The sequence below is a fragment of the Streptomyces sp. NPDC037242 genome, from assembly GCF_055604165.1.
Genome location: NZ_JBVJUY010000009.1, coordinates 218,856 through 245,707, shown reverse-complemented (window position 1 = coordinate 245,707; position 26,852 = coordinate 218,856). Strand labels below are relative to the sequence as shown.

The 26,852-nt window shown below is 71.0% G+C and carries 27 protein-coding genes; 11 read left to right on the top strand and 16 right to left on the bottom strand.

Annotated elements, in window-relative coordinates:
* The first annotated feature begins 121 nt into the window (after nt 1-121).
* Both mmpB and ACZ7GJ_RS13980 read left to right on the top strand, forming a co-directional pair.
* Complete coding sequence (gene mmpB, locus ACZ7GJ_RS13985; RefSeq protein WP_470751572.1) at nt 122-256, top strand: morphogenic membrane protein MmpB; 135 nt, start codon at nt 122-124, stop codon at nt 254-256.
* 24 nt (nt 257-280) lie between these two features.
* Nucleotides 281-898 (top strand): Maf family protein, encoded by a 618-nt coding sequence (locus tag ACZ7GJ_RS13980; RefSeq protein WP_470751570.1) that lies wholly within the window; start codon nt 281-283, stop codon nt 896-898.
* Here ACZ7GJ_RS13980 and ACZ7GJ_RS13975 read toward each other — a convergent pair.
* Nucleotides 879-1,352: a hypothetical protein gene (locus tag ACZ7GJ_RS13975; RefSeq protein ID WP_470751568.1), complete on the bottom strand. Its 474-nt coding sequence runs from the start codon at nt 1,350-1,352 to the stop codon at nt 879-881. The genes ACZ7GJ_RS13980 and ACZ7GJ_RS13975 overlap by 20 nt on opposite strands.
* A gap of 376 nt (nt 1,353-1,728) precedes the next feature.
* Between ACZ7GJ_RS13975 and ACZ7GJ_RS13970 the strand changes: the two genes are divergently transcribed.
* Nucleotides 1,729-3,492 carry an acetyl/propionyl/methylcrotonyl-CoA carboxylase subunit alpha gene (locus tag ACZ7GJ_RS13970; RefSeq protein ID WP_470751567.1) on the top strand — a complete coding sequence of 588 codons (1,764 nt, stop codon included), beginning with the start codon at nt 1,729-1,731 and terminating at the stop codon, nt 3,490-3,492.
* 112 nt (nt 3,493-3,604) lie between these two features.
* Here ACZ7GJ_RS13970 and ACZ7GJ_RS13965 read toward each other — a convergent pair whose 3' ends face one another.
* Nucleotides 3,605-4,552 (bottom strand): DeoR/GlpR family DNA-binding transcription regulator, encoded by a 948-nt coding sequence (locus tag ACZ7GJ_RS13965; protein ID WP_470751565.1) that lies wholly within the window; start codon nt 4,550-4,552, stop codon nt 3,605-3,607.
* 175 nt (nt 4,553-4,727) lie between these two features.
* Nucleotides 4,728-6,167: an NAD(P)H-quinone dehydrogenase gene (locus ACZ7GJ_RS13960; RefSeq protein WP_365917653.1), complete on the bottom strand. Its 1,440-nt coding sequence runs from the start codon at nt 6,165-6,167 to the stop codon at nt 4,728-4,730.
* Nucleotides 6,168-6,340: 173 nt separating this feature from the next.
* Here ACZ7GJ_RS13960 and ACZ7GJ_RS13955 point away from each other — a divergent pair, with 173 nt between their 5' ends.
* From ACZ7GJ_RS13955 to ACZ7GJ_RS13945, 3 genes are all read left to right on the top strand, one after another.
* Nucleotides 6,341-6,778 carry a gamma-glutamylcyclotransferase family protein gene (locus ACZ7GJ_RS13955; RefSeq protein WP_069921661.1) on the top strand — a complete coding sequence of 146 codons (438 nt, stop codon included), beginning with the start codon at nt 6,341-6,343 and terminating at the stop codon, nt 6,776-6,778.
* A 160-nt stretch (nt 6,779-6,938) separates the two neighbouring features.
* Complete coding sequence (locus tag ACZ7GJ_RS13950; protein ID WP_365917654.1) at nt 6,939-7,745, top strand: purine-nucleoside phosphorylase; 807 nt, start codon at nt 6,939-6,941, stop codon at nt 7,743-7,745.
* A gap of 28 nt (nt 7,746-7,773) precedes the next feature.
* A complete protein-coding gene (locus ACZ7GJ_RS13945) occupies nt 7,774-9,447 on the top strand; it encodes a phospho-sugar mutase (protein ID WP_470751564.1) in 1,674 nt (557 codons plus the stop codon).
* 71 nt (nt 9,448-9,518) lie between these two features.
* On the opposite strand, the gene ACZ7GJ_RS13940 is transcribed toward ACZ7GJ_RS13945, so the two are convergent.
* The 6 genes from ACZ7GJ_RS13940 to afsQ1 all read right to left on the bottom strand — a co-directional run bounded on the left by ACZ7GJ_RS13940 (nt 9,519) and on the right by afsQ1 (nt 17,056).
* Complete coding sequence (locus ACZ7GJ_RS13940) at nt 9,519-11,345, bottom strand: NAD(P)/FAD-dependent oxidoreductase (RefSeq protein ID WP_470751563.1); 1,827 nt, start codon at nt 11,343-11,345, stop codon at nt 9,519-9,521.
* 35 nt (nt 11,346-11,380) lie between these two features.
* On the bottom strand, nt 11,381-12,694 hold the full coding sequence (gene lysA / locus ACZ7GJ_RS13935) for a diaminopimelate decarboxylase (RefSeq protein WP_470751562.1): 1,314 nt from the start codon (nt 12,692-12,694) through the stop codon (nt 11,381-11,383).
* A 24-nt stretch (nt 12,695-12,718) separates the two neighbouring features.
* On the bottom strand, nt 12,719-14,038 hold the full coding sequence (locus ACZ7GJ_RS13930) for an MFS transporter (RefSeq protein ID WP_470751561.1): 1,320 nt from the start codon (nt 14,036-14,038) through the stop codon (nt 12,719-12,721).
* 219 nt (nt 14,039-14,257) lie between these two features.
* Nucleotides 14,258-14,911 (bottom strand): GerMN domain-containing protein, encoded by a 654-nt coding sequence (locus ACZ7GJ_RS13925; protein WP_470751560.1) that lies wholly within the window; start codon nt 14,909-14,911, stop codon nt 14,258-14,260.
* Nucleotides 14,898-16,382 (bottom strand): sensor histidine kinase, encoded by a 1,485-nt coding sequence (locus tag ACZ7GJ_RS13920; RefSeq protein ID WP_470751559.1) that lies wholly within the window; start codon nt 16,380-16,382, stop codon nt 14,898-14,900. Before ACZ7GJ_RS13920 ends, ACZ7GJ_RS13925 begins: the two co-directional genes overlap by 14 nt.
* Entirely contained in the window at nt 16,379-17,056 is a 678-nt protein-coding gene (afsQ1, locus tag ACZ7GJ_RS13915) for a two-component system response regulator AfsQ1 (protein ID WP_180291024.1), read from the bottom strand. The genes ACZ7GJ_RS13920 and afsQ1 overlap by 4 nt, the downstream gene beginning before the upstream one ends.
* A gap of 196 nt (nt 17,057-17,252) precedes the next feature.
* Here afsQ1 and ACZ7GJ_RS13910 point away from each other — a divergent pair, with 196 nt between their 5' ends.
* The gene (locus tag ACZ7GJ_RS13910) at nt 17,253-17,960 is read left to right on the top strand and encodes a SigE family RNA polymerase sigma factor (protein WP_365917661.1); all 708 of its coding nucleotides are present in this window, start codon (nt 17,253-17,255) and stop codon (nt 17,958-17,960) included.
* Between the two features lie 125 nt (nt 17,961-18,085).
* Here the strand turns inward: ACZ7GJ_RS13910 and ACZ7GJ_RS13905 are convergent, their stop codons facing one another.
* Nucleotides 18,086-18,700: an ATP-binding protein gene (locus ACZ7GJ_RS13905; RefSeq protein ID WP_470751558.1), complete on the bottom strand. Its 615-nt coding sequence runs from the start codon at nt 18,698-18,700 to the stop codon at nt 18,086-18,088.
* 174 nt (nt 18,701-18,874) lie between these two features.
* Between ACZ7GJ_RS13905 and ACZ7GJ_RS13900 the strand changes: the two genes are divergently transcribed.
* Nucleotides 18,875-19,225 (top strand): hypothetical protein, encoded by a 351-nt coding sequence (locus ACZ7GJ_RS13900; protein WP_470751557.1) that lies wholly within the window; start codon nt 18,875-18,877, stop codon nt 19,223-19,225.
* Nucleotides 19,226-19,316: 91 nt separating this feature from the next.
* Here ACZ7GJ_RS13900 and ACZ7GJ_RS13895 read toward each other — a convergent pair whose 3' ends face one another.
* The 3 genes from ACZ7GJ_RS13895 to deoC are packed head-to-tail and all read right to left on the bottom strand — an operon-like array spanning nt 19,317 to nt 22,610.
* Nucleotides 19,317-20,213, bottom strand: a complete 897-nt coding sequence (locus ACZ7GJ_RS13895; protein WP_470751555.1) for an aldehyde dehydrogenase family protein — start codon at nt 20,211-20,213, stop codon at nt 19,317-19,319.
* Nucleotides 20,206-21,642 (bottom strand): aldehyde dehydrogenase family protein, encoded by a 1,437-nt coding sequence (locus ACZ7GJ_RS13890; RefSeq protein ID WP_470751554.1) that lies wholly within the window; start codon nt 21,640-21,642, stop codon nt 20,206-20,208. The genes ACZ7GJ_RS13895 and ACZ7GJ_RS13890 overlap by 8 nt, the downstream gene beginning before the upstream one ends.
* A 5-nt stretch (nt 21,643-21,647) precedes the next feature.
* On the bottom strand, nt 21,648-22,610 hold the full coding sequence (gene deoC, locus ACZ7GJ_RS13885) for a deoxyribose-phosphate aldolase (protein ID WP_470751589.1): 963 nt from the start codon (nt 22,608-22,610) through the stop codon (nt 21,648-21,650).
* Between the two features lie 112 nt (nt 22,611-22,722).
* Between deoC and ACZ7GJ_RS13880 the strand changes: the two genes are divergently transcribed.
* The 3 genes from ACZ7GJ_RS13880 to ACZ7GJ_RS13870 are packed head-to-tail and all read left to right on the top strand — an operon-like array spanning nt 22,723 to nt 24,275.
* Nucleotides 22,723-23,367 carry a PH domain-containing protein gene (locus ACZ7GJ_RS13880; RefSeq protein WP_470751553.1) on the top strand — a complete coding sequence of 215 codons (645 nt, stop codon included), beginning with the start codon at nt 22,723-22,725 and terminating at the stop codon, nt 23,365-23,367.
* Between the two features lie 50 nt (nt 23,368-23,417).
* Nucleotides 23,418-24,032 carry a VanZ family protein gene (locus ACZ7GJ_RS13875; RefSeq protein ID WP_470751552.1) on the top strand — a complete coding sequence of 205 codons (615 nt, stop codon included), beginning with the start codon at nt 23,418-23,420 and terminating at the stop codon, nt 24,030-24,032.
* A gap of 39 nt (nt 24,033-24,071) precedes the next feature.
* Entirely contained in the window at nt 24,072-24,275 is a 204-nt protein-coding gene (locus ACZ7GJ_RS13870) for a PspC domain-containing protein (protein ID WP_470751551.1), read from the top strand.
* A 13-nt stretch (nt 24,276-24,288) separates the two neighbouring features.
* On the opposite strand, the gene ACZ7GJ_RS13865 is transcribed toward ACZ7GJ_RS13870, so the two are convergent.
* The 3 genes from ACZ7GJ_RS13865 to ACZ7GJ_RS13855 all read right to left on the bottom strand — a co-directional run bounded on the left by ACZ7GJ_RS13865 (nt 24,289) and on the right by ACZ7GJ_RS13855 (nt 26,786).
* Nucleotides 24,289-25,068: a hypothetical protein gene (locus ACZ7GJ_RS13865; protein ID WP_470751550.1), complete on the bottom strand. Its 780-nt coding sequence runs from the start codon at nt 25,066-25,068 to the stop codon at nt 24,289-24,291.
* 166 nt (nt 25,069-25,234) lie between these two features.
* A complete protein-coding gene (locus ACZ7GJ_RS13860) occupies nt 25,235-25,498 on the bottom strand; it encodes a hypothetical protein (RefSeq protein ID WP_470751549.1) in 264 nt (87 codons plus the stop codon).
* A 139-nt stretch (nt 25,499-25,637) separates the two neighbouring features.
* A complete protein-coding gene (locus ACZ7GJ_RS13855; RefSeq protein WP_470751548.1) occupies nt 25,638-26,786 on the bottom strand; it encodes an adenosine deaminase in 1,149 nt (382 codons plus the stop codon).
* Nucleotides 26,787-26,852: the final 66 nt, after the last annotated feature.

Here is a 26,852-nt window from a genome sequence, read left to right as displayed (position 1 = left end):
CCCCCCCCCCCCCCCCCCCCCCCCCCCCCCCCCCCCCCCCCCCCCCCCCCCCCCCCCCCCCCCCCCCCCCCCCCCCCCCCCCCCCCCCCCCCCACACCCGTCTCCGGGACAGGATCGGAGCATGCTCTGGTCAGACCCGAAGGACGAGCCGCCCAAGGACATGCGCGACGTCCAGGCGATGCTCCGGCGGATGACCGTCGTGGTCGTCATCGCGATGCTCGTCGTGGTCTACGTCCTGGGCGTGGGCGGCTTCTAGGACGCGTTCCGGCCCGCCCCTACGATGGCGGGCATGACTGTCGAAACCCGCCACGCCCTCGTCCTCGCCTCCGCCTCGCCCGCCCGGCTGAACCTGCTGCGCCAGGCCGGGCTCGCCCCGCACGTGATCGTCAGCGGCTTCGACGAGGACACGTTGAACCACGACAACCCGGCCGACCTGGCCCTCGCCCTGGCGGAGGCCAAGGCGGGCGTCGTGGCGGCCCTGGAGGAGGCCGCGGGCGCCCTGGTGGTCGGCTGCGACTCGGTGCTGGAGCTGGACGGCGAGGCGCTGGGCAAGCCGGCGGACGCCGAGGAGGCCACGGCCCGCTGGAAGTCGATGCGCGGGCGGGCCGGCGTACTGCGCACCGGGCACTGCGTGATCGACACGGCCACCGGACGTCAGGTTTCGGCCACGGCTTCCACGACCGTCCGCTTCGGCGAGCCGACGGACGCGGAGGTGGCGGCGTACGTGGCGAGCGGGGAGCCGCTGCACGTGGCGGGCGCCTTCACCCTGGACGGGCTGTCGGCCCCGTTCATCGAGGGCATCGACGGGGACCACGGCAATGTGATCGGGATCTCGATGCCGCTGCTCCGCTCCCTGCTCGCGGAACTGGGCGTGTCCATCACGGACTTGTGGGCGTGAGACCCCTCTGCGGGGCGGCCGCGCCGCCGTCCTCGCCGTCCCCGGCGCCCTTGGCCGCGTAGAGCATCAGGCTCAGTACGAGCAGGCAGAGCATCGCCATCAGCGCGGTGAAGACCATCCAGCCGAAGAGGCCCACTGCGATGGAGCCGAGCAGCCCGTGGGTCACGGCGGCGCCGACGAGGACGACGCGGGCGAAGCGGCCGGGGGCCCGGTCGCGGATCGCGGCGACGGCGAGGAGGGCGGCGCAGAGCAGGAGGAAGGCGCCCATGCCCGCCCCCATTGCGTACGTTGCCTTGGACATGACATCCGGATCCATGCCCGCTATGGACATCGACTGGTTGTGCGTGGTCCGCCCGAGGACGATGTGGACGAAAACGAGCACCGCCGCTTCGGCCAACAGTGCGATTCCGGCCACTGCGGCCACGAGTCTGCGCAGCACGACACCCACACCCACGACGCCCCCACCCCCCACAAGCACAAGCCTGTTCGACGCCTGGAGGCTACTAACGGGTAAACCCGCGGACAAGGGGTCGGGGCAGCTTCGTTACGGTAGGGCTCCCGTGCACCGGCTGCGCAAGGAATGTGTGGGCCGTTCGTAGGGACTCGACAAAGAATCACCCGGGGCCGCTGACCGGCCGCACAGAGACCTTGGGTGCACGACAGGGTTACTGTGCAGTCGGGGATCCCCCTGGCCTGGGGCGCCACTTGGGTTTTTTCGGCTCGAGGTGGACTCGAATCACACTCCGTGTGGGCAAGGTCACCTCTGGAGAAGGGTCGAAAGGCCGTGTGGGCTGTCCCTAAACTCAGCTTGTTTCAAGGAGGGAGCCATCGTGCGCAAGGTGCTCATCGCCAACCGTGGCGAAATCGCAGTCCGCGTTGCTCGGGCCTGCCGGGATGCCGGGATCGCGAGCGTAGCCGTCTACGCCGACCCGGACCGGGACGCTCTGCACGTCCGCGCGGCCGACGAAGCTTTCGCGTTGGGCGGTGACACCCCGGCCGCCAGCTACTTGGACATCTCCAAGGTCCTGCAGGCCGCCGCCGACTCCGGCGCGGACGCCATCCATCCCGGATACGGCTTCCTCTCCGAGAACGCCGACTTCGCGCAGGCCGTCATCGACGCGGGCCTGATCTGGATCGGACCGCCGCCGCAGGCCATCCGCGACCTCGGCGACAAGGTCGCCGCCCGCCACATCGCGCAGCGCGCCGGTGCGCCGCTCGTGGCCGGCACGCCCGACCCGGTCTCCGGGGCGGACGAGGTCGTCGAGTTCGCCAAGGAGCACGGCCTGCCGATCGCGATCAAGGCCGCCTTCGGCGGTGGCGGTCGCGGCCTGAAGGTCGCCCGGAACCTCGAAGAGGTCCCGGAGCTCTACGAGTCCGCCGTCCGCGAGGCGGTCGCCGCCTTCGGCCGCGGCGAGTGCTTCGTCGAGCGCTACCTCGACAAGCCGCGGCACGTCGAGACCCAGTGCCTCGCCGACTCCCACGGCAACGTGGTCGTCGTCTCCACCCGTGACTGCTCGCTCCAGCGCCGCCACCAGAAGCTGGTGGAGGAGGCCCCCGCGCCGTTCCTGAGCGAGGCCCAGAACGCCGAGCTGTACGCCGCCTCGAAGGCGATCCTGAAGGAGGCCGGCTACGTCGGCGCCGGCACGGTCGAGTTCCTGGTCTCCGCGGACGGCCTGATCTCCTTCCTGGAGGTCAACACCCGTCTGCAGGTCGAGCACCCGGTCACCGAAGAGGTCACCGGCATCGACCTGGTCCGCGAGATGTTCCGCATCGCCGACGGCGAGGAGCTCGGTTACGGGGACCCGGTCCTGCGCGGCCACTCCATCGAGTTCCGCATCAACGGCGAGGACCCGGGCCGCGGCTTCCTGCCGGCCCCCGGCACGGTCACCAAGTTCGCCCCGCCGACCGGTCCGGGCGTCCGCCTCGACGCGGGCGTCGAGTCCGGCTCGGTCATCGGCCCGGCCTGGGACTCCCTGCTCGCCAAGCTGATCATTACGGGTGCTACGCGCGAGCAGGCCCTGCAGCGGGCGGCGCGTGCGCTGGCCGAGTTCGAGGTGGAGGGCATGGCCACGGCCATCCCGTTCCACCGCGCGGTCGTCGCGGACCCGGCGTTCGCCCCGGCCGACGGCAACCCGTTCACGGTCTACACCCGCTGGATCGAGACCGAGTTCGTCAACGAGATCCCGGCGTTCGTGGTCCCCGCCGCGGACGAGATCGAGGACGAGCCGGGCCGCGAGACGGTGGTCGTCGAGGTCGGCGGCAAGCGCCTGGAGGTCTCGCTCCCGTCCTCGCTGGGCATGACCCTGGCCCGCACGGCGGCGGCGGGCGGCGCGAAGCCGAAGCGCCGCGCGGCGAAGAAGTCGGGCCCGGCCGCCTCCGGCGACACCCTCGCGTCCCCGATGCAGGGCACGATCGTCAAGGTCGCGGTCGAGGAGGGCCAGCAGGTCAACGAGGGCGACCTGATCGTCGTCCTGGAGGCCATGAAGATGGAGCAGCCGCTCAACGCCCACCGCACGGGCACGATCGTCGGCCTCTCGGCGGAGGTAGGTGCCTCGCTGACGGCGGGCGCGACGATCTGTGAGATCAAGGACTGACGTCCGCTGAACGGGGTCCCGGGGCTCACCGCCCCGGGGCCCCGTTTTTGCGTGCCGGCGTGCCGGCGTGGCTGTGTGCCTGCGCGGCGCAGCCCCGTGGCGGCCCGCGCCGCTAGCGGCGGCGCATGTCCGCCACGCGGACCCGCTCGCCCGGTGGCGGCTCGTGCAGCGGACCCGCGCTGCGCAGTTGCGCCGTCGGCCCGCCGCGGCGCTGGACCGGCAGCGGGGAGTCCCGGCGCGGGCGACGCCCGGCCATCCCCTCGCCACCGCCGGAGGCGGCCGCCCCGGCCACGGTGATCTGCACGCCCTGGTCGGCCAGTGCCTGGAGCTCCGTCGCCGCCCGGTCGTCGTGCGCGGGCGGCTCGTCGGTCACCAGCCGGGTGATGACGTCGGTCGGCACGGTCTGGAACATCGTGTCCGTCCCGAGCTTCGTGTGGTCGGCCAGCACCACCACCTCCGCCGCCGCCTGCACCAGCGCCCGGTCCACGCTCGCGGAGAGCATGTTGGACGTGGACAGCCCGCGCTCGGCGGTCAGCCCGCTGCCCGACAGGAAGGCCCGCGAGACCCGCAGCCCCTGGAGGGACTGCTCGGCACCGCTCCCCACGAGGGCGTAGTTGGACCCGCGCAGGGTGCCGCCGGTCATCACCACCTCCACCCGGTTGGCATGGGCCAGCGCCTGGGCGACGAGCAGCGAGTTGGTGACGACGGTCAGGCCGGGCACCCGGGCGAGCCGGCGCGCCAGCTCCTGGGTCGTGGTGCCCGCGCCGACGACGACGGCCTCGCCTTCTTCGACGAGGCCGGCCGCGACATCGGCAATGGCGGTCTTCTCCGCCGTCGCGAGATGGGACTTTTGCGGAAAGCCGGACTCCCGCGTGAAACCGCCCGGCAATACCGCACCGCCGTGTCGGCGGTCGAGGAGTCCTTCGGCCTCCAGTGCCCGCACGTCTCGCCGTACGGTCACTTCGGAGGTCTGGACGACGCGGGCGAGCTCCCGGAGCGATACCGCTCCGTTGGCCCGCACCATTTCGAGGATCAATTGGCGACGTTCTGCAGCGAACACGAAACTGACAGTAACCCCAACGACCGTCTGCTTTCAGCTCTTTACGCCGGAATACCGAAGTTGTCCATAAGGTGAGGCGACTAGTGGTATACGGGGTCGGGCGACCGCGTGAACTTCACACCACGGGTCGCCGCCCCACCTCAAACCCCTTGCGGCACACGGCGGTTGGCCGGGCTCAGGCCTCCCCGGCGGCCTTCCGCGTGTGCAGCTGGCGCGCCACCTCGGCGATCGATCCGGACAGCGAGGGGTACACGGTGAACGCGTTTGCGATCTGCTCGACCGTCAGGTTGTTGTCGACGGCGATCGAGATCGGGTGGATCAGCTCGCTCGCCCGGGGCGAGACGACCACGCCGCCCACCACGATCCCGGTGCCCGGGCGGCAGAACAGCTTCACGAAGCCGTCGCGGATGCCCTGCATCTTGGCGCGCGGGTTGCGCAGCAGCGGCAGCTTCACGACCCGGGCGTCGATCTTGCCGGAGTCGACGTCGGCCTGCGTGTAGCCGACGGTGGCGATCTCCGGGTCGGTGAAGACGTTCGAGGACACCGTCTTGAGGTTCAGCGGGGCCACCGCGTCGCCCAGGAAGTGGTACATCGCGATACGGCCCTGCATGGCCGCGACGGAGGCGAGGGCGAAGATGCCCGTCACGTCGCCGGCGGCGTACACGCCGGGCGTCGAGGTGCGCGAGACCTTGTCGGTCCAGATGTGCCCGGACTCCTTGAGCCGGACCCCGGACTCCTCCAGGTTCATGTTCTTGGTGTTCGGGATGGCGCCGACGGCCATCAGGCAGTGGGTGCCGGAGATGACCCGCCCGTCGGAGAGGGTGACCTCGACGCGGTCGCCGACGCGCTTGGCGGACTCGGCGCGCGAGCGCCCGATGACGTTCATGCCGCGGCGGCGGAACACGTCCTCCAGCACGGCGGCCGCGTCCGGGTCCTCGCCGGGCAGCACGCGGTCGCGGGAGGAGACCAGCGTGACCCGGGAGCCGAGGGCCTGGTAGGCGCCGGCGAACTCGGCGCCGGTCACACCGGAGCCGACCACGATGAGCTCCTCGGGGAGCTCCTCCAGGTCGTAGACCTGGGTCCAGTTCAGGATCCGCTCGCCGTCGGGCATCGCGTCCGGGATCTCGCGCGGGGTGCCGCCGGTGGCGATCAGCACGGCGTCGGCGGTCAGGATCGTCTCGGAGCCGTCGGCGGCGGTGACGATGACGTCCCGCGTGCCGTCGATGCCCTGCGGTCCGCCGAGCTTGCCGCGCCCCCGTACGACGCGGGCGCCGGCCCGGGTGACGGAGGCGGTGATGTCGTGGGACTGGGCGAGCGCGAGGCGCTTGACGCGCCGGTTCACCTTGCCGAGGTCGACGCCGACCACGCGCGCGGCCTGCTCGATGTGCGGGGTGTCGTCCGCGACGACGATGCCGAGTTCCTCGTACGACGAGTCGAAGGTCGTCATGACCTCGGCGGTCGCGATGAGGGTCTTGGAGGGTACGCAGTCGGTCAGGACCGAAGCGCCGCCGAGGCCGTCACAGTCCACGACGGTCACCTCCGCGCCGAGCTGTGCCCCCACGAGGGCCGCCTCATACCCGCCGGGTCCGCCGCCGATGATCACGATCCGGGTCACGAAAAGTCCGCCTCACGTCTACCCGGCCGGCTGCCGCCCCGGCCGGGGTTCCGGGGGGTCTCCCCGGGGGATGCATTCCGTGCCCCATTGTCCCGCACGCATCAAGGTGCTTCGCGCCCGGTCCCGCCATCCGGGCACGCGGCCCGGGCCGCCCCTCCCGTACCCTCGACCTCATGTCGCTCTACGCCGCGTACGCCGGCAACCTCGACCCGCGGCTGATGACGCGCCGCGCTCCGCATTCGCCGCTGCGCGGCACGGGCTGGATCAACGACTGGCGGCTGACCTTCGGCGGCGAGCAGATGGGCTGGGAGGGCGCACTCGCCACGATCGTCGAAGCCCCGCGCCACCAGGTGTTCGTCGCCCTGTACGACATCGCCCCACTGGACGAGGACTCCATGGACCGGTGGGAGGGCGTCGGGCTCGACATCTACCGCCGCATGCGGGTGCGGGTGCACACGCTGGACGGCGAGGAAGCCGCCTGGGTGTACGTCCTGAACGGCTACGAGGGCGGCCTGCCGTCCGCGCGCTACCTGGGCGAGATCGCCGACGCGGCCGAGTCCGCGGGCGCTCCGCACGACTACGTGATGGAACTGCGCAAGCGACCGTGCTGACCCCTTCCTGACGCGCGCCGGGCTCCGCCGCCGGCCCGGCGGCGGAGCGTGCCGGAAACGCGCGTCGGGGACGTTTCGGCGGAAACGACAAGGCAACGATCCGAACACCGTGAGCTGTGCCATCTACGCGCGTAGGGATTGAGCGGCTACGCTCGTCCGCGTGAACGCATCTGTTACCGACCCCTTCGCCGCCGCCGACGCCGCAGCCGCCCGTCTGCGCGAGCTGACCGGCGCCGAGACCCACGATGTCGCCCTCGTGATGGGCTCCGGCTGGGCCCCCGCCGCGGAGGCGCTCGGCGCCCCCGAGGCCGAGTTCCTCGTCACCGAGCTGCCCGGCTTCCCGCCCGCCGCCGTCGAGGGCCACGGCGGCAAGGTCCGCTCGTACAAGATCGGCGACAAGCGCGCGCTGGTCTTCCTCGGCCGGACCCACTACTACGAGGGCCGCGGCGTCGCCGCCGTCGCCCACGGTGTCCGCACCGCCGTCGCCGCCGGCTGCAAGACCGTCGTCCTGACCAACGGCTGCGGCGGCCTGCGCGAGGGCATGAAGCCCGGCCAGCCCGTACTGATCAGCGACCACCTCAACCTGACGGCCACCTCGCCGATCGTCGGCGCGAACTTCGTGGACCTCACCGACCTGTACTCGCCGCGCCTGCGCGCGATGTGCAAGGAGATCGACGAGACCCTCGAAGAGGGCGTCTACGTCCAGTTCCCCGGCCCGCACTACGAGACCCCGGCCGAGATCAACATGATCCGCGTGATGGGCGCCGACCTGGTCGGCATGTCCACCGTGCTGGAGGCCATCGCCGCCCGTGAGGCCGGCGCCGAGGTGCTCGGCATCTCCCTGGTCACCAACCTGGCGGCGGGCCTCTCCGGCGAGCCGCTGAACCACGAGGAGGTGCTCCAGGCCGGCCGCGACTCGGCCGCGCGCATGGGCACGCTGCTGACCCAGGTCCTCGCCCGCATCTGACCGACATACGAGAGGTAAGGCGGAAGTAGTGCAGGAACAGGCACAGGACGACCTGATCACCCGGGCCCAGGCCTGGCTGGCCGAGGACCCCGACCGGGAGACGGCCGAGGAGCTCGGCAAGCTCATCGAGGCCGGCGACACCGCCGAGCTCGCGGACCGGTTCTCCGGGATGCTCCAGTTCGGCACCGCCGGACTGCGCGGCGAGCTCGGCGCCGGCCCGATGCGGATGAACCGCGCCGTGGTCATCCGGGCCGCGGCGGGCCTGGCGGCCTACCTGAAGGCCCAGGGCCACGCCGGCGGCCTGGTCGTCGTCGGCTACGACGCCCGCTACAAGTCGGCGGACTTCGCGCGCGACACCGCCGCCGTGATGACCGGCGCGGGACTGCGCGCGGCCGTCCTGCCCCGCCCGCTGCCGACGCCCGTCCTCGCGTACGCCATACGGCACCTGGGCGCCGTCGCCGGCGTCGAGGTGACCGCGAGCCACAACCCGCCCCGGGACAACGGCTACAAGGTCTACCTCGGCGACGGCTCGCAGATCGTGTCCCCGGCGGACGCCGAGATCGCGGCGGAGATCGACCGGATCGCGGCCCTGGCCGACGTCCCGCGCCCCGACTCCGGCTGGGAGGACCTCGGTGACGAGGTCCTGGAGGCCTACCTGGCGCGCACGGACGCCGTCCTGACCCCGGGCTCCCCCCGGGGCGTGCGCACCGTCTACACGGCCATGCACGGCGTCGGCAAGGACGTCGTCCTGGCGGCCTTCGCCCGCGCCGGCTTCCCGGAGCCGGTGCTCGTCGCCGAGCAGGCCGAGCCGGACCCGGCCTTCCCGACGGTGGCCTTCCCCAACCCGGAGGAGCCCGGCGCGATGGACCTGTCCTTCGCGACGGCCGCCCGGGTGAACCCGGACATCGTCATCGCGAACGACCCGGACGCCGACCGCTGCGCGGTGGCCGTCCCCAGCGACTCCGGCGAGGGCACTGCCGCCTCCGGCTGGCGGATGCTGCGCGGCGACGAGGTCGGCGCGCTGCTGGCCGCCCACCTGGTGCACAAGGGTGCGCAGGGCGTCTTCGCCGAGTCCATCGTCTCCTCCTCCCTCCTGGGCCGGATCGCGGAGGCGGCGGGCGTGGGCTACGAGGAGACCCTCACGGGCTTCAAGTGGATCTCCCGCGTCGAGGGCCTGCGCTACGGCTACGAGGAGGCGCTCGGCTACTGCGTGGACCCCGAGGGCGTCCGCGACAAGGACGGCATCACCGCCGCCCTGCTGGTGGCGGAGCTGGCCTCCGAGCTGAAGGAGCAGGGCCGCACCCTGACCGACCTGCTGGACGACCTGGCCATGGCCCACGGGCTGCACGCCACGGACCAGCTGTCGGTCCGCGTCTCGGACCTGTCGGTCATCGCCTCGGCGATGGCGGCGCTGCGCGCGCAGCCCCCGGTCTCGCTGGCGGGCCTGCGGGTCGTCTCGGCGGAGGACCTGTCGGTCGGTTCGGCCGCGCTCCCGCCGACGGACGGCCTGCGGTACTACCTCGACGGGGACTACAAGGCCCGGGTCATCGTCCGCCCGTCGGGCACGGAGCCGAAGCTGAAGTGCTACCTGGAGGTCGTGGTCCCGGTGGCGGAGGCCTCGGACCTGGCCCCGGCCCGCACCCGCGGCCAGGAAGTCCTGGACGCGATCAAGAAGGACCTCTCGACCGCGGCCGGCATCTGATCCTCCCGGCAGGTCCGCGAAGGCCCCCCGAGCACCTGCTCGGGGGGCCTTCGCGCGTCAAGGACTGGGTGCTACGGCGTACCGCCGAGCCCGGCCATCGCGTTGACCGTGCGCTGCGTCCGGAGCGGATGGTAGAGCGTGTGCATGGGGTGCCGGGTCCCCTGCACCGCCTGCACGACCGCTTCGGCGATGACGGGCGCCTGGGCGAAACCACCGGTGTTGTGCCCTGCCGAGACGACGAACGCCCCGTTGCTCGCGGCGCCGATGTCGAAGATTCCGAGGTTCGAGGCGGTCCAGGGCCGTACGCAGTGCTTCTGCGTACGGCGCAGCCCGTCCCGGCCGCCGACGCTCTCGTAGGCCTCGGGGAAGAGGATCCGCACCGTATCGGCGATGGCGGCGTGAATGTCCTCGAGCTTCCGCTCGTCGATGTTGTGCGGGTCGCTTCCGGTCCAGCCGTAGCCGGAGCCGACCATGAGCACGTCCTCTCCGAATTCGTCACGGCCCACGGTGACGTTCGCGTCCTCCGCTATGTGGCCGCGCCGCGCCACCTTCAGTGAGTGTTCGAGCCTGGGGGTGCCGTTGGGAATGGTGGCCCAGCAGCCGAGGACCCCATGGACCTGCCGCAGGGAGGGGATCTGGCGGCGCAGCGAGTCGTTGTCGACGCCGGGCGACACCACGTAGTGGTCGCAGACCAGCGGGCCGTCGGCGGTCAGCACACCGGTCACCGCGGAGCTCTCGTCCCGCATGACCTCTTCGACGCGCAGCCCGAAGCGCATGCCCACGCCGCCGGCCTCCATGGAGTCGAGCAGGCGGGCCATGAAGTCGTGGACGTTGACGGTGAAGCCTTCGACGACGATGCCGCCGGCGAAGGCCTGCGGGGCGGCAGGTGCCAGTGCCGGGAACCTCTCACGGACCTCGGCGGGGGTGCAGGAGGCGACGGTGGCGCCTATCGCCGCCTGTCGGTACCGGGCGGCCGCCAGCTGCGCCGGGTCCTGATAGAGGCGCAGGATGTCGTGGCGCAGTTCCACCTGGTCGAACAGTTGCGGCTGCGTGGACAGCCAGGCCTGCCACAGTTCCCCGCTCCTCCTGTTCAGCCCGAGGATGTCACCGTTGTAGGCCTTTGCCAGCCAGGGCTGGACGCGCTGGAAGTCCTGCACCCACTGCCGGTCCGCCTCGGTGTCGTAGCGGCGGACGTCCCAGCCGAGTTGGGCCGGCGGGCGGTCGAAGACCGTCATGCACTCCAGCTCGTCGGCCGACTTCGCGTGGTAGTCGTCCATTTCGGTGTAGGTGAACATGCGTGCGTTGCCGCCGCCGCGCGACGTGCCGTATTCCGACCAGGGCCGATCGGCTCGCGGGTCCGGCGCCGCGTCGACGATCGTGACCTCGTAGCCCTCGGTGTGGAGCGCGCGGGCGGTCATCAGGTTCACGACGCCACCGCCGATCACCAGGACCGACTCCCGCCGACGGGCGGGTGCCGAGCCCGCCGGGCGCCGCGATAACCGGGGCAGCTCAGTGGTGGGTTCCCGGTCCTGGGCGAACCGTTCGGCGACGGCGAGCGCCTCCCCTACGCTCGCGTCCTCGTCGGCGGAGTTCTCGGTGCCGGGCTGCCGCGGAACGGTGTACATCGGAATGCGGTACGGAAGGATCGCCGATGTCGGTCGCGCGTGCATGGTCGGAAGACGCTTGAGCGCGCCGTGGGATGCGGAGAGCCGGATCAGGGCGATCGGCTCATCGGGCATCGCCTCACGCCAGAGGCGCAGGACTTCGCGGCCGATCGGGCGGTCGGTGATGAGCGCATTCGGGCGGAGTTCGCCGAGGGCGGCAGCGAGCGTGAGGTCGTCCGCCCTGTGCAGATCTGAACGGCATTGGACGCCGTCGTCGGCCAGGGACTCGGTCATGGCCGGCGAAACTGGGATTGCGACAGCGAAACGCACTAGTTCTCCACGTACCTATCAGAAGAATTGGCTGTTGCGCCCTGGATCTCCGTCAGGATGGTGTCCGCGAATGTTTCCCTGCGGACAACGAGCCGGGATTCACCGGCCCTGACGAAGACGACGGGCGGCTTGTCGAACCGGTTGTGCTGATTGAACATCGAGTGGGTGTACGCCCCGGTGCACTGGACGGCCAGGACCTCGCCGGGCGGCAATTCGGGCAGCATCACGCTGTCGATCAGCTTGTCCGTCTCGCAGTGCCGCCCGAAGATCCTCGACTCGTGGAGTCGCGCACCCACCAGTTCGGGATTCGACGCGAGGACGACGTTGTGCACCGACTGGTACATGATCGGGCGCGGGTTGTCCGACAGACCGCCGTCGACGGCTACCAGCCGACGTGTTCCGCTCTTCTTCGTCGGACCGACGGTGTACAGCGTCGTCCCGCCCTCGGCGATGATCGACCTGCCCGGCTCGATGCCGAGCACCACGTTCTCGGCGCAGTGGGGGGCCACCTGCCGGGCGAACACGGAGACGACGTCCCGAGCCCATTCCGCGGGAGTGGGCGGGGTCGAGATTCCGTCGTAATTGACCCCCATACCACCCCCGATCGTGATGCTTTCCGGCTTCCACGAGACGCTGGCGCCGACCGTCCGAATGAATTCGCCCACGTCGTGCAGCGCCTGTCGGTGATATTTCGTGTCCAGCACCTGCGCACCGAGGTGGAAGTGCAGGCCGCGCAGCCGGAGCGCGCCGGACCGGAGGATCTTCTCGATGACGGCGGCCGCGTCGCCGTTCCGCGTCTGGAGCCCGAACTTCGACTCCAGGCTGCCCGTCGTGTACTTGGGATCGGTGTTGATGTCGATGCCCAGGTTCAGACGGATGTCCACGGCCTGGACGTGGTCGTGTTCCCGGGCGTAGTGGTCGATGACGTCGACCTCGTCCGTGCAGTCGACCACCAGGGACCGGACCCGGCTGCGGACCGCCAGCTCGATGTCCTCCCGCGTCTTGTAGTTGCCGTGGAACGTGATCTTCGAGGGTGCCGCGCCGGCCCAGAGCGCGAGGCGCAGCTCGCCGGCCGATACGACGTCGAGGCTGAGGCCCTCGTCCACTGCGAGCCGGACCATCTCGCCCACCAGGAATGCCTTCGAGGCGTAGGCGACGTCGATGAAGGGCCATTCCGAGCCGAACGCTTCGACATAGCTGCGGCATCGGGCGCGAACGGCCGCCTCGTCGATCACGTAGACCGGAGTCCCGTATTGTTCCGCCAGGTCCAGGGCGTCGCATCCGCCGATCTCCAGATGGCCGCGACCGTTCACGTCTTGCGTACCGTACCGGTGCATTTATTTCCTCGCCTGATCGTTCATACTCGCGACAATCTCTTTGCGCACAGCGGCATTTGTGGCCGCCGAAATCGAAAGGCTGATCACTCCGATGGCGAGCAGCGCCGACGGGACATCGCTGATCAGCGCGAGCATTCCAGCACTGATCGCCGACCCCAGTCCGAACAGCGCGAACTGCGCAGAAAACCCCTGCGTGTGCAGTGCGGCCGGGATGCTCGCCTCAAGGCTTATCGACCGCTGCGTGTTGAATGGGGTGATGAAGAACCCCGATATCCCGACCCAGACAGCCATCCACATCGGACTGTCGGAGAACGCCAGACCGACGACGGAGGCGATCACACCGAAGAGCGTGATGAACGACTGAACGGTGATGTGCGCCGTGATCCGGCCGGCCGCCTTCCCGTAGCAGAGCGTTCCGGCGATGCCCGTGCCGGCCAGCACGCTGACCAGGATTCCGGACCACGAGGACGACGCCCCGGCCCGCGAGAGCAGGATGGGCAGCGCCGACACGATTCCCGTCACCGCCATGCCGACCGAGATCGAGTCGATCAGACTGGGTCGCGCCAAGCGGTACGACCACAGGGACCCGGATGCGGATGCGGCCTCCTCGTGCTGCGGTCGCGCCTGTGCGGGCGCGCCCGCGACCAGCGGACCGAGGAAGAGGGAGACCCCGAGGAACGTGACGGCCATGGCCACGACCTCGACCCACGGGAGACCGGACAGGCTCAGGCCGGCGATCGCCACGGGGCCGAGGATCCAGCCCACTTCCGTCATGATCGAGTCCCAGGAGAGCGCCGTCTTCATCACGCGCGCATCGGCGTACTTGACGAGTACCGAGCGCGACAGGCCCGGCAGACCGCCCGGTAGCGCGGCGCACAGCGCAGTGGTCGCGGTAATCACGACCGATGAGAGTCGCCACGTCCCGGCGAGCGCCAGGGCCACATGCAGGAGAAATGACGAAACAGTCATGATCATGACCATTTGCCGTGGATTCCTGGCGCGGTCGATCGCCTTTCCCGAGGCGGTGGCCGTCAGGGCGCCCGTGAGCACATAGACGCTCACCAGGAACGCGCCGTACGCGTACCCGCTGACATAGGTTCCCAGGCTGATGAGCGCCAGTGTCGCCATCGGCTCCGTAATACGCGCAAAGCAGGTGCCGAGCGCCCAACGCCACCACCACGACGTCGTGAACAGTCTTGGCCTCGCATCGAGTTCGGCCACCACGGACGGCGCATCCATCTGAATATCGTCACTTTCGATCGTTTCACCCGACTCCGGGAAGCCGATCGGACCATAGGCAGGCATGACGAACTCAGGCATCAGGAATTCAGTCGTCCGGCAACCGCCCTGGCCTGAAGCCGACGGGCCCCATTGCCTCCGCTTTTCGCGGGGACCGGTTACGGGGAAAGGGAAGCCCCCGGTAACCCCCCGTACCGGAGCACGCACGTCCGCAGCCCGGCCTTTGGCTCGAACGGATTGATCTTGCTCGCCCGCTACCCGCCATCGGCCCCCGAGCACCGCTCGGGGGGCCTTCGCACGTCAGGTGCGGGACGGGGCGGGGGTCGGGGACGGGGTGCGGACCACGTCGCCCAGGGTGGGGACCGACTCCGGGCGGGAGCGGACGGCGTCGGTGCACTCCCACGCCCGCGGCGGGTCCGCGTCCGGGCCGCCGAGGACCACCGGGCCCGGGCCCGCCGACACCGCGTCGCTGTCCGACAGCGTGCACACGATCTGCGACAGGGCCACCGGCGGCAGGTCCTCCGGCTTGCGGCTGAGCCGCACCGCACCCGCCGGGTCGCCCGGACGCGGGGACACGGCCGTGAGCCCCTCGGGGACACCTGTCGTGAAGCCCGCGTCCCGCTCCTGCTCCGACGGCGGCTTCTGCAGCGCCTCCAGCAGGGCCTGCGCCACCAGGCCCACGGGCTCGCGCACGGGCCGCTTCTCGGGCACCGGGACCAGCCGCTCCACCCCCACCAGCTGCGATCCGCAGACCAGTGCGATCGTGGCCCGGAACCCCTGGACCCCGCTCACCCCGCCCGTCGGCTGCGCCGGGGTGTCGCACGACACCCGCGAGGGCGCCGCACCCACGTCCACCGGCACGGCGGTGGCACGGATCCCGCACCCGCACAGCGCGGAGACCGAGGCCACCGCGGACACGGCCAGCAGCACCGCGGCCCGTCTACGCGTCTTCACCCGCGATCACCTTCCCCACGTCCACCGGAAGGCGCAGCGTGAACAGCGCCCCGCCGTCCGCCGCGTTGGCGGCGCTGATGTCACCACCGTGGATGTGCGCGTTCTCCATCGCGATGGACAGGCCGAGCCCGCTCCCGTCGGACTTCGGGCGCGACGCGCTGGCCTTGTAGAAGCGGTCGAAGACGTGCGGCAGGACGGCCTCCGGGATGCCGGGGCCGTTGTCCTTGACCGCGATGACCAGCCAGTCCCCCTCCACCCGTACGGAGACCCGTACCGGCGATCCGCCGTGCTTGAGGGCGTTGCCGATCAGGTTGGCCAGGATGACGTCGAGCCGCCGCGGGTCGAGCCGCGCCACGATCCCGCGCTCGGCGTCGAGTTCGACGGCGTCGAGCCAGGCCCGGGCGTCGATGCAGGCCGTGACCTGGTCGGCGACGTCGACGTCGTCCAGCACCAGCCGGGCCGTGCCCGCGTCGAAGCGGGTGACCTCCATCAGGTTCTCCACCAGGTCGTTGAGGCGGCGCGTCTCGCTGACGACCAGCGCCACCGCGGGCGCGATCATCGGGTCGAGGTCGTCGACCTCCTCCTCCAGCACCTCGGCCACGGCCGTCAACGCCGTCAGCGGCGTGCGCAGTTCGTGGGACATGTCCGCGACGAACCGCCGGCTGGACTCCTCCCGGGCGCTCATGTCGGCGACCTTCTTCTCCAGCGCCTCGGCCGTCTTGTTGAAGGTGTGCGACAGGTCCGCCAGTTCGTCGGTGCCCGACACGTCGAGCCGGTGGTCCAGCTCGCCCTCGCCGAGGCGCCGGGCCGCATCGCCGAGGCGCTGTACGGGCTTGAGCACGGTACGGGCCGCGGCCTGCGCCAGCAGCGCGGACCCGAGCAGCGCCAGGCAGGTCGCGATGGTCAGGGACCAGCCGAGGGCGTTGAGGTCGTCCCGCTCCGTGGCCAGCGACTTGTACATGTAGCCGGTCGGCCCGCCGCCGACGATGCGGGTGCCGCCGACCAGGTACGGGTTGCCCTTCGGCTTCGTCCGCTGCCAGTACATGTGGTACTCGGCGTCGTTGGCGGCCGTCGTCTTCTGCCGGTCGTTCACCGCGTGCTGGAGGGACTTGGGTACGTCGCCCAGCCCGAAGGCGTCGGGGCCCGCCGCCCCGAACACCTTGCGGCCGTCCTTGCGCTCCTGCACCAGCAGCACGCTGTACCCGGGGCTGCTGCCCGCCATCAGTTCGGCGGTGCGCTGCATCTCCTCCTGGGTCGGGTCCCCGGGCAGGGCCGCGGCGCGGTTCTGCATCTCCTGCCGGAAGTCGCCGAGGGCGGCGTCCTGGGTCCGGGTCAGCACGGCCTCGCGGTTGAGCCAGTACGCGATGCCGGAGGCGGAGACCGCGGCCGTCAGCGCGACCAGCGCGAACACCACGAGGAGCCGCAGCCGCAGGCTGGTCCAGCGCCGGCCCGCGAACAGGGCTTTGATCACTGCGGGGAGTCCAGCCGGTAGCCGACGCCGCGGACCGTACGGATCAGGGTCGGCGACGAGGGCACTTCCTCCACCTTGGCGCGCAGACGCTGTACGCAGGCGTCGACGAGGCGGGAGTCCCCGAGGTAGTCGTGCTCCCACACCAGCCGCAGCAGTTGCTGGCGCGAGAGCGCCTGGCCGGGCCGCCGGCTGAGCTCCAGCAGCAGCCGCAGCTCGGTCGGGGTGAGCTGGAGGTCCTCACCGTTCTTGGTGACCGTCATGGCGGCCCGGTCGATGACCAGGGAGCCGAAGACGGCGGAGTCGCTCGCCTCGCGCTCGCCGCGGCGCAGCACGGCCCGGATGCGGGCGTCGAGCACCCGGCCCTGCACGGGCTTGACGACGTAGTCGTCCGCTCCGGACTCCAGGCCGACGACGACATCGATGTCGTCGCTCCGCGCGGTGAGCAGGATGATCGGCAGCTGGTCGGTGCGGCGGATGCGCCGGCACACCTCGAAACCGTCGATCCCGGGCAGCATGACGTCGAGCACGATCAGGTCCGGCCGCTGCTCGCGCAGCAGTTTCAGGCCGTCCTCACCCGTCGCCGCGGTGGCCACACGGTGGCCCTGGCGTGACAGGGAGAGTTCGAGGGCCGTGCGGATGGCGTCGTCGTCCTCGATCAGCAACAGGAAAGGCACGGGCTCATTCTGTCCCATCGGCCCTCGGGACTTCGACCGTCGTGCGGCGCGGATCGTGGCGGGGCCGCGGCGGGCCGTGTCCCGGGTCGCTGTGACAGGCCTGTGACAGTCGAAGGACACCCCGGTTATGTCGGGCGGGCAGTCTTTTGTCATCGAGACAACGGACCGAAGCAGACTCCACGACGGGGGGCGCGAGATGAACACGCTGCACAGCACCACGACCAGCGCGGTTGTCACGCGGCTGCACGATGTGAACCGCCGGGCAGGTGTCCGTACGGTGACGGTCGCCCGTCCGCGGCCGGCGCACGTGGTGGCCATCGACGCGAACACGTACCAGCAGCCGGCGACGGTTCCCGCGCAGCGCACCTCGCCCTCCGCCGCCTCGGAGGCGGAGTTCACGGCGTACGTCCAGGAACGGCGGGCCGCGCTCTACGCGACGGCCTTCCACCTGACCGGCGACCGCTACGAGGCCGAGGACCTGCTGCAGAGCGCGTTGTTCTCGACGTACCGGGCGTGGGACCGGATCAGCGACAAGGCGGCCGTGGGCGGTTACCTGCGGCGCACGATGACGAACCTGCACATCAGTGCGTGGCGTCGGCGGAAGCTGAACGAGTACCCGACGGAGGAACTGCCGGAGACGGCCTCGGACACGGACGCGATGCGCGGCACCGAGCTGCGCGCGGTGCTGTGGCAGGCGCTGTCCCGCATTCCGGAGCCGCAGCGCACGATGCTGGTGCTGCGGTACTACGAGGGCCGTACGGACCCGGAGATCGCGGAGATCCTGGACATCAGCGTCGGCACCGTGAAGTCGAGCATCTGGCGGACGCTGCGGCGGCTGCGGGACGACGAGGCGCTGAGCTTCGGCCGTGACGAGGCGGAGTCCTTCGAGGAGCTCGTCGCCTAAGCGGCGGCACACAGACCATGGGGCCAGGGGGCCCGTCCTACGGGGGTGGGGCGGGGGCCGCGGGGGGAAGAGGCGGGATCAGGCGGCCGGGGGTCCGCTTGGTCCCGCCTTTTCGCGTGCGCGGGTTACGCGGGGGCGGCCGCGCGGTGGCGGCCGGCCGCGGCGGCGGCCAGCCGGCCGAGGGCCTCGTCGCGGCCGCAGGCGTGGGCGCCGAGGGCGACGTGGCGGGCCACGATGCCGCGCTCGGCGCGCATCAGCCGCCAGCCCCTGCGCAGCAGGAACAGCACCGACTTGCGGCCCTCGCGCAGGTCCCGCGCGAGGCGTCGGCGGAAGGTCGTCGAGGGGCGGCCGCGCAGGCAGATCGCGTCGGCCAGCAGCCCGAGCTCCTGGCAGCGCGCAGCGATGTCCGCCGCGAAGATGCCCTCGGCGATGAACAGCGGGGTCCTGGAGATGTCCAGCGCCTCGGCGCCCGTGCGGGAGCTGCTGGCGATGTCGTACACGGGGACTTCCGTACGGCCCACCGCGCACAGCTCCGCGACGGCGGCGACGGCGGCGTCCGCGTCCCAGGACAGCGGGGAGTCCCAGTCGATGTCGGAGCTGCCCGCGACCAGCGGCAGGGTCGGGTCGCCCGCTTCCTTGTAGAAGTCGTCCAGGCGCAGTACGGGAAGACCGGACCGCGCCGCCAGGGAGGACTTGCCGGACCCCGAGGGGCCGGTCAGCAGGGCGACACGCGTAGGCAAGGGAGAGGAACTGCTCACGGGACACCAGTGTGAGGCATTACCCGGCGTATCAACACACCGTCGACACCGCCTGCGAGAACCCTCACACCGCCCGCGTGCACCGCCGGTTGGAATCCGGCCACCCGCCGCCGCTACGCTGTGTGTGCACGCGACTACGACCACAGGCGGGAACCCATGGCACGTCACGCAGCTCCCACCCCACCGAAGCGGCTCCGCAGCGCCGGGCTGACCCTCTCCATGGCCGGCGCGGCCCTGGCGATGGCGGCCGGCGGCGCCCAGGCGGGCGAGCTCTCGGTCCCGGCGGCCCTGGCCGGGGTCGCCGACCCGATCGCCAACCTCAAGGTGAATCCGCTGGCCAACACCGGCGTGGACCCGCTGGACAACGGCATCGCGACCAAGATCGCGGACTTCCCCTCGGTCGGCACCAGCATGGTCACCGGCAGCCTGACCAGGGGTTCCTCGGTCGGCGAGCTGCCCACGGCCGCCGTGACCTCGCTGCTCGGGCCGGTCCTGCCCAAGAAGTAGACCGCCGGGGAGCGGGCCGGCGAACGGGTACGGGAAGGCCCCGGCAGTGCGGGGGACGCTGCCGGGGCCGGTTCTCGGAAGGGGGCCGGTCCTAGTAGGACGAGCCGCCCGCGCCCAGCGAACCCGTGGGGTGCCAGACGGTCTTGGTCTCCAGGAACGCCGTCATGCGCGAGGTGCCCGGGTCCGCGCTCCAGTCGTCCACAGGCTGTGGACGCAGCACGCGCTTGAGGTTGTCCGCGGCCGCGATCTCCAGCTCCTTGGCCAGCGCGGAGTCCGCGCCCGCCAGGTCGATCGCGTTGACGTCCTGGTGGGACGCCAGGTGCGGGCCCATCTCGGCGGCCTTGCCGGACAGGATGTTGACCACGCCGCCCGGCAGGTCGGAGGTGGCGAGCACCTCTCCCAGGGACAGGGCGGGCAGCGGGAACTTCTCGCTGGCGATGACCACGGCCGTGTTGCCCGTCGCGATCACCGGGGCGATCACCGAGACCAGGCCCAGGAACGAGGACCCCTGGGGGGCGACCACGGTCACGACGCCCGTGGGCTCGGGGGTGGAGAGGTTGAAGAACGGGCCCGCGACCGGGTTGGCCCCGCCCGTGATCTGGCCGATCTTGTCGGTCCAGCCCGCGTACCAGACCCAGCGGTCGATGGCCGCGTCGACGACGGCGCCGGCCTTGGACTTGGACAGGCCCTCGGCCTCGCCGACCTCGCGGACGAACTGCTCGCGGCGGCCCTCCAGCATCTCGGCGACGCGGTAGAGGATCTGCCCGCGGTTGTACGCGGTCGCGCCCGACCAGCCGCCGAACGCCTTGCGGGCCGCGACGACCGCGTCACGCGCGTCCTTGCGGGAGGACAGCGGCGCGTTGGCCAGCCAGTTGCCCTTGGAGTCCGTCACCTCGTACACCCGGCCGCTCTCGGAGCGGGGGAACTTGCCCCCGACGTACAGCTTGTAGGTCTTGAAGACGTTCAGACGGGTCATCGACTCAGACATCGAGGTAGCCCTCCAGGCCGTGGCGGCCGCCCTCGCGGCCGAAGCCCGACTCCTTGTAGCCGCCGAAGGGCGAGGTCGGGTCGAACTTGTTGAACGTGTTGGCCCACACCACACCCGCGCGGAGCTTGCTCGCGACCGCGAGGATGCGCGAGCCCTTCTCCGTCCAGATGCCGGCGGACAGGCCGTACTGGCTGTTGTTGGCCTTGGCGACGGCCTCGTCGGGCGTACGGAAGGTCAGTACGGACAGCACCGGGCCGAAGATCTCGTCGCGGGCGACGGTGTGCGCCTGGGTGACGTTCGTGAAGAGCGTCGGGGCGAACCAGTAGCCGGCGGACGGCAGCTCGCACGCCGGGGACCAGCGCTCGGCGCCCTCGGCCTCGCCGGTCTCCGCGAGCGCGGTGATCCGGGCGAGCTGCTCGGCGGAGTTGATCGCGCCGATGTCGGTGTTCTTGTCCAGCGGGTCGCCCAGGCGCAGCGTGGAGAGGCGGCGCTTGAGCGAGTCGAGGAGCTCGTCGTGGATCGACTCCTGGACCAGCAGGCGCGAGCCCGCGCAGCAGACCTGGCCCTGGTTGAAGAAGATGCCGGTGACGATTCCCTCGACGGCCTGGTCGATGGGGGCGTCGTCGAAGACGATGTTGGCGCCCTTGCCGCCCAGCTCCAGGGTGACCTTCTTGTCGGTGCCGGCGACGTGGCGGGCGATCTTCTTGCCCACGGCGGTCGAGCCGGTGAAGGCGACCTTGTTGACGTCCGGGTGCTCGACGAGGGCCGCGCCCGCGTCCCCGTAGCCCGTGAGGATGTTGACGACGCCCTTGGGCAGGCCCGCCTGGCGGCAGATGTCCGCGAAGAACAGGGCGGAGAGCGGGGTGGTCTCGGCAGGCTTCAGCACGACCGTGTTGCCGGTGGCGAGCGCCGGGGCGATCTTCCACGCGAGCATCAGGAGCGGGAAGTTCCACGGGATGACCTGGCCGGCCACGCCCAGCGGGCGCGGGTTCGGTCCGTAGCCGGCGTGGTCGAGCTTGTCGGCCCAGCCGGCGTAGTAGAAGAAGTGCGCGGCGACGAGCGGGAGGTCCGCGTCGCGCGTCTCCTTGATCGGCTTGCCGTTGTCCAGCGTCTCCAGGACGGCGAGCTCGCGGCTGCGCTCCTGGATGATCCGGGCGATGCGGAAGAGGTACTTGGCGCGCTCGGAGCCGGGCAGCGCGGACCACTTCTCGAAGGCCTTGCGGGCGGCCTTCACGGCGCGGTCGACATCGGCGGCGCCGGCCTGGGCGACCTCGGCCAGCACCTCCTCGCTGCTCGGCGAGACGGTCTTGAAGACCTTGCCGTCGGCGGCGTCGGTGAACTCGCCGTCGATGAAGAGCCCGTAGGAGGGGGCGATGTCGACGACCGAGCGGGACTCGGGAGCCGGTGCGTACTCGAAGAGGGATGCCATGGTGATCAGTCCACCGTCACGTAGTCGGGACCGGAGTAACGGCCGGTGCTCAGCTTCTGCCGCTGCATCAGCAGGTCGTTGAGCAGGCTGGAGGCGCCGAAGCGGAACCAGTGGTTGCTCAGCCAGTCCTCGCCCGCGGTCTCGTTGACCAGGACCAGGAACTTGATGGCGTCCTTGGTGGTGCGGATGCCGCCGGCCGGCTTCACGCCGATCTGGATTCCAGTCTGCTCCTTGAAGTCGCGGACGGCTTCGAGCATGAGCAGGGTGTTGGCGGGGGTGGCGTTCACCCCCACCTTGCCGGTGGAGGTCTTGATGAAGTCGGCGCCCGCGAGCATGCCGATCCAGGAGGCCCGACGGATGTTGTCGTAGGTGGACAGCTCGCCGGTCTCGAAGATGACCTTGAGCCGGGCGGCGGTGCCGTCGGGGCGGACGCACGCCTCCTTGACGGCCCTGATCAGCTCGTACGTGTCCAGGTAACGGCCGGCGAGGAAGGCACCACGGTCGATGACCATGTCGATCTCGTCGGCACCTGCGGCCACGGCGTCGGCCGTGTCCGCGAGCTTGACGGGGAGGGCGGCGCGGCCGGCGGGGAACGCCGTCGCGACGGAGGCCACCTTCACGTCGGCGCCGTTCAGGGCGGCCTTGGCGGTGGCCACCATGTCGGGGTACACGCAGACGGCGGCGGTCATGGGCGTGGTGCGGTCGGTCGGATCGGGATTGACGGCCTTGGCGGAGAGCGCCCGGACCTTGCCCGGGGTGTCCGCGCCTTCCAGCGTCGTCAGGTCGATCATCGAGATGGCCAGGTCGATGGCGTACGCCTTGGCCGTCGTCTTGATCGAGCGGGTGCCGAGGGAGGCCGCGCGGGCCTCCAGGCCGACAGCGTCGACGCCGGGCAGCCCGTGCAGGAAGCGGCGCAGCGCACTGTCGGACGTCGTCACGTCAGCGAATGCGGTGAGGGTGGTGGGCATGGTCACCACATGAGCATATCTACGCGCGTAGCTGCCTGTCACCCCCCACTCCGCACATATGGGCGTGACGGCCGTCATGTGAGGCGTGGGGGTGTACGGCAGAATCGGGGCCATGACTACGCCCTCCCCCGACGAGCCGGTCTACGACGACCGGGTCTACCGCTCCCCCATGGCCGTCGTCACCGGGGTGCTGCTGCTCGCGCTCATCGCGTGGCTGTGCGGGGACGCCGTCGTGCGCGGCTCCGGCAATACGCCGTGGGTCGCGCTCGCCATCGCGCTGTGCACGGTTCCGCTGACCGTGGCCTTCACGATCCGGCCCGCCGTGTTCGCCAATGACGACCGGCTGCGCGTACGGAACCCGTTCCGGGTCATCGAGCTGCCTTGGGCAGCCGTCGACACCGTACGGGCCGGATACTCGGCCGAGGTGCTGGCCGAGGGGTCGAAGTACCAGCTCTGGTCCGTCCCCGTCTCGCTGCGGGAGCGCAAGAAGGCGAACCGTCAGCAGTTCAGCCGGCGCGGCGGGCTCCTGGGCAAGGGCATGGCGGCGCCCGCCCCGCAGGGCGGCGAGGCGCAGGCACAGGCCGAGCCGCGCCGGGCCGGCGCCGACCGGGTCATCGACGAGCTGCGCGAACTCCACGAGCGCGGCGCCAAGCGGGCCGGGGCCCAGGGCGACGTCCGGGTCCGGTGGTCGTACGAGATCATCGCCCCCGCGCTCGCCGGCGCGCTGCTCGCGATTGTGCTGCTCGCCACCGGCTGACCGGCCAACACGGCGGAACCGCGGATACCGCACGCTGCGTCTTCGCAGGTGTGCAGCGTCAAGAGGCCGGCCACAGCGCCGTCATCACCCTCCGGCACCGGACCCTCTCCGGGGCCCTGCTGGCCGCCCACCTCCTCCTCGTCGGCTGGCTGACCCTGCGGCCACTGGACGTCCCGTGGACCCCGGCCGCCAATCTCACCCCGCTGGAGGGGATAAGGGCGGCCATCGCCGCCGGGCCGCTGGAGGCCGCCCGACGGTTCGGCGAGGGGCTGGCGCTGCTCGCCCCGCTCGGGGTGCTGCTCCCGTTGATCAGCGGGCGGATCGAGCTGTCGCCGCTGGCCGCCTGGTCCTCGCTGGCGCGGACCGCCGCCGCGGGCGCGCTGGTCTCGGTGGGCATCGGGATGCTCCAGACCGCGGTGCCGGGCCGGGTCGTCGACATCGACTCGCTGCTGTTGAACACCGCGGGCGTGGTGCTGGCCCATGTGGCCGTCGTACCGGCGCTGCGCGCCCGCAAGCGCCGCTCGCAGGCGCTTCCCCGGCGGGCGGGATCGGAATCGGGGACGGGATCTCAGGGGGCGGGATCTCAGGGGGCGACCCCGAGAATTCCCAGGGTCGGGCTCGGCCCCTGGACCGACGTTCTGTCGGCTGTTCAGCGGGAGTATTGAGGTATCGCAAAGGAAAGCGATACCGACGAAGGAGTAACCATGAGCGCCCTTGTTCGCCCCCGTGACGGACGCTGGATCGGCGGAGTCTGCGCCGGACTGGCGAGGCGTTTCAATATGCCGACCGCCGTGATGCGCGCCATCTTCGTACTCTCGTGCATCCTGCCCGGCCCGCAGTTCCTGATCTACATCGCGCTGTGGGTACTGCTGCCCAACGAGAAGTCGTCCGTCTCCACCGACTGGTAGTTCACGGCACGCCCTAGCGGGCCTTGCGGACCTTTTCGAGCTGCTTGTCCGCGACCTCGTGCGGGACCTGTGCCTTCTGCTGCGCGGCGGTCACGTTGAGGGCCATCAGCCTCACGACGGTGTCCCCCTGGCGTACGACGACCAGGTGCACCGGCGCGGCGACGCCTCCGGCGGCCGCGGTCGTGGTCCAGCTGACGCTCTCGTCGCCGCCCGTCTTGTAGTCGGCCGCCTGTACGTCGCGGTAGCTGCCGGTCTGGTCCTCCACGGTCGCGGAGAAGCCCGTACCGCAGGCCGCGACCGCGCTCCTGAGCCGGGAGATCAGCGTCTTGGCGTCGGACTCGGCGTACGAGCTGACGGAGGCGGAGACGGCGAGTCCGACCTGCTTCTGGGAGCCGACGCCGCGGTTGACGGTCTCGTGCGCGGCCGGGTCCGGCTTGTCCCCCATGATGTCGGCCAGCGGCTGGCAGGCCTTGCGGTCGGCCTGCGGCTGGCCGTCCGGGGCGTTGGGGTTCTTGCCCTGGGCGGAGATCTGGTAGCCCGGCAGGTCGCCCTGTTCGAGCGCGGAGCGCTCCAGCCTGCTGCCGCCCGCCTTGGGCGCCGGGGTACCGGCGGGGCCGCCCGAGCCGCCCGGACCGGTCGATGCGCCGCCCGAGCCGGACGCGGCCGCGGAGCCCTTGGGGTCCGGCGCCTTGCCGGCTGCGGGGGTGTCCGTACTGCCGCAGCCCACGGCTGCGAGGAGCAGCGCGGGGAGCAGGGTGGTGGCGGCCGCCCGGACCGTGACTCGTGGCTTCATGCGCATGACCGATGACCTCAATACCCCGTGCGTCGGCGGGCAGTTGCTGGTGATCGTGGCACACAGCACGGCGCTGCGCACACCCGGTCGAAAGGGTGTGCGCCGCCGTTGCGCGCGTACGAATTCCGTACGGATCGCGTACGGATTCGGAGCCTTGCGGCGTGGGTCAGGCGCCGAGGCCGCTGGTGGGCAGGCCACCGAGCAGACCGGTCACCGCGCCGAGCGCCTGGCCCGGGTCGCTGGACTCCTGGCCCTCGGCCGGCTTCACCTGCTGCTGGCTGGTGAGGCCCTGGACCGCGGTGGTGGCGGTGCCCAGCGCGTCGGTGAGGCCGACGGCGGGGACGGCGGCCGAGGCGGAACCGGCGGCGACGGCGGCGAAGGCGGCACCGAGAGCGGCGACACCGAGGGTCTTGGCAGCTGACTGCTTCATGAAAACGTGTCCTTGCGACGGGGAATTGAGCGGCTCCGCAAACTAGTCACTTCAAACCCCCGGCCGCAAACATCCTTAAATACGAGAAGGCGCCCGGGAATTGCCTCTCCCGGGCGCCTTCAGTACGTCACGCTCTGGCCTACACCGAAACAGAACCGCTGGTGGAAGCGGTCTGCTGGAACAGCCACTCCGACTTGAGCTCCGCGTAGCCGGGCTTGATGACCTCGTTGATCATGGCCAGTCGTTCATCGAAAGGAATGAACGCGGACTTCATCGCATTGACGGTGAACCACTGCATGTCGTCGAGCGAGTAGCCGAAGGCCTCGACCAGGTGCTCGAACTCGCGGCTCATGCTGGTGCCGCTCATCAGCCGGTTGTCGGTGTTGACGGTGAGCCTGAAGTGCAGCTTCCGCAGCAGGCCGATCGGGTGCTCGGCGTACGAGGCGGCCGCGGCCGTCTGGAGGTTCGACGTCGGGCACATCTCCAGGGGGATGCGCTTGTCCCGGACGTACGAGGCCAGGCGGCCCAGCGTCACGGAGCCGTCCTCGGCGACCTCGATGTCGTCGATGATCTTCACGCCGTGGCCGAGGCGGTCGGCGCCGCACCACTGCAGGGCCTGCCAGATCGACGGCAGGCCGAAGGCCTCGCCCGCGTGGATCGTGAAGTGGTTGTTCTCGCGCTTGAGGTACTCGAACGCGTCGAGGTGGCGGGTGGGAGGGAACCCGGCCTCGGCGCCGGCGATGTCGAAGCCGACCACGCCGTTGTCCCGGTAGCGGTTGGCCAGCTCGGCGATCTCCAGCGCGCGGGCCGCGTGGCGCATCGCGGTCAGCAGCGCGCCGACGCGGATGCGGTGGCCGTTCGCCTTCGCGCGGCGCTCGCCCTCGCGGAAGCCGGCGTTGACCGCCTCGACGACCTCTTCGAGGGTCAGGCCGGCTTCCAGGTGCTGCTCGGGGGCGTACCGGATCTCGGCGTACACGACGCCGTCCTCGGCCAGGTCCTCGGCGCACTCGGCGGCGACCCGGAAGAGGGCCGCCTTCGTCTGCATGACGGCGCAGGTGTGCGCGAACGTCTCCAGGTAGCGCGGGAGGGATCCCGAGTCGGCGGCTTCGCGGAACCAGACGCCGAGCTTGTCGGCGTCGGTCTCGGGGAGGCTCTCGTAGCCGACCTCGCGGGCCAGCTCGATGATCGTCCCGGGGCGCAGGCCACCGTCGAGGTGGTCGTGCAGGAGCACCTTCGGGGAGCGGCGGATCTGATCCGGGGTGGGCAGGTTGGGGGTCTCGCTCGTCATCTGGGCACTCTAGCTCCTACGCGCGTAGAGCGACGCTTCGACGGCCGGTCGATGCAGAACATTGAC

What these genes read in the sequence shown, in the direction of transcription:
- mmpB (WP_470751572.1), top strand. Translation starts at nt 122, where the DNA reads ATGCTCTGGTCAGACCCGAAGGACGAGCCGCCCAAGGACATGCGCGAC.
- ACZ7GJ_RS13980 (WP_470751570.1), top strand. Translation starts at nt 281, where the DNA reads ATGGCGGGCATGACTGTCGAAACCCGCCACGCCCTCGTCCTCGCCTCC.
- ACZ7GJ_RS13955 (WP_069921661.1), top strand. Translation starts at nt 6,341, where the DNA reads ATGTCGCTCTACGCCGCGTACGCCGGCAACCTCGACCCGCGGCTGATG.
- ACZ7GJ_RS13940 (WP_470751563.1), bottom strand. Translation starts at nt 11,345, where the DNA reads ATGACCGAGTCCCTGGCCGACGACGGCGTCCAATGCCGTTCAGATCTG.
- ACZ7GJ_RS13930 (WP_470751561.1), bottom strand. Translation starts at nt 14,038, where the DNA reads ATGCCTGAGTTCGTCATGCCTGCCTATGGTCCGATCGGCTTCCCGGAG.
- ACZ7GJ_RS13910 (WP_365917661.1), top strand. Translation starts at nt 17,253, where the DNA reads ATGAACACGCTGCACAGCACCACGACCAGCGCGGTTGTCACGCGGCTG.
- ACZ7GJ_RS13900 (WP_470751557.1), top strand. Translation starts at nt 18,875, where the DNA reads ATGGCACGTCACGCAGCTCCCACCCCACCGAAGCGGCTCCGCAGCGCC.
- ACZ7GJ_RS13895 (WP_470751555.1), bottom strand. Translation starts at nt 20,213, where the DNA reads ATGTCTGAGTCGATGACCCGTCTGAACGTCTTCAAGACCTACAAGCTG.
- ACZ7GJ_RS13890 (WP_470751554.1), bottom strand. Translation starts at nt 21,642, where the DNA reads ATGGCATCCCTCTTCGAGTACGCACCGGCTCCCGAGTCCCGCTCGGTC.
- deoC (WP_470751589.1), bottom strand. Translation starts at nt 22,610, where the DNA reads ATGCCCACCACCCTCACCGCATTCGCTGACGTGACGACGTCCGACAGT.
- ACZ7GJ_RS13880 (WP_470751553.1), top strand. Translation starts at nt 22,723, where the DNA reads ATGACTACGCCCTCCCCCGACGAGCCGGTCTACGACGACCGGGTCTAC.
- ACZ7GJ_RS13870 (WP_470751551.1), top strand. Translation starts at nt 24,072, where the DNA reads ATGAGCGCCCTTGTTCGCCCCCGTGACGGACGCTGGATCGGCGGAGTC.
- ACZ7GJ_RS13865 (WP_470751550.1), bottom strand. Translation starts at nt 25,068, where the DNA reads ATGAAGCCACGAGTCACGGTCCGGGCGGCCGCCACCACCCTGCTCCCC.
- ACZ7GJ_RS13860 (WP_470751549.1), bottom strand. Translation starts at nt 25,498, where the DNA reads ATGAAGCAGTCAGCTGCCAAGACCCTCGGTGTCGCCGCTCTCGGTGCC.
- ACZ7GJ_RS13855 (WP_470751548.1), bottom strand. Translation starts at nt 26,786, where the DNA reads ATGACGAGCGAGACCCCCAACCTGCCCACCCCGGATCAGATCCGCCGC.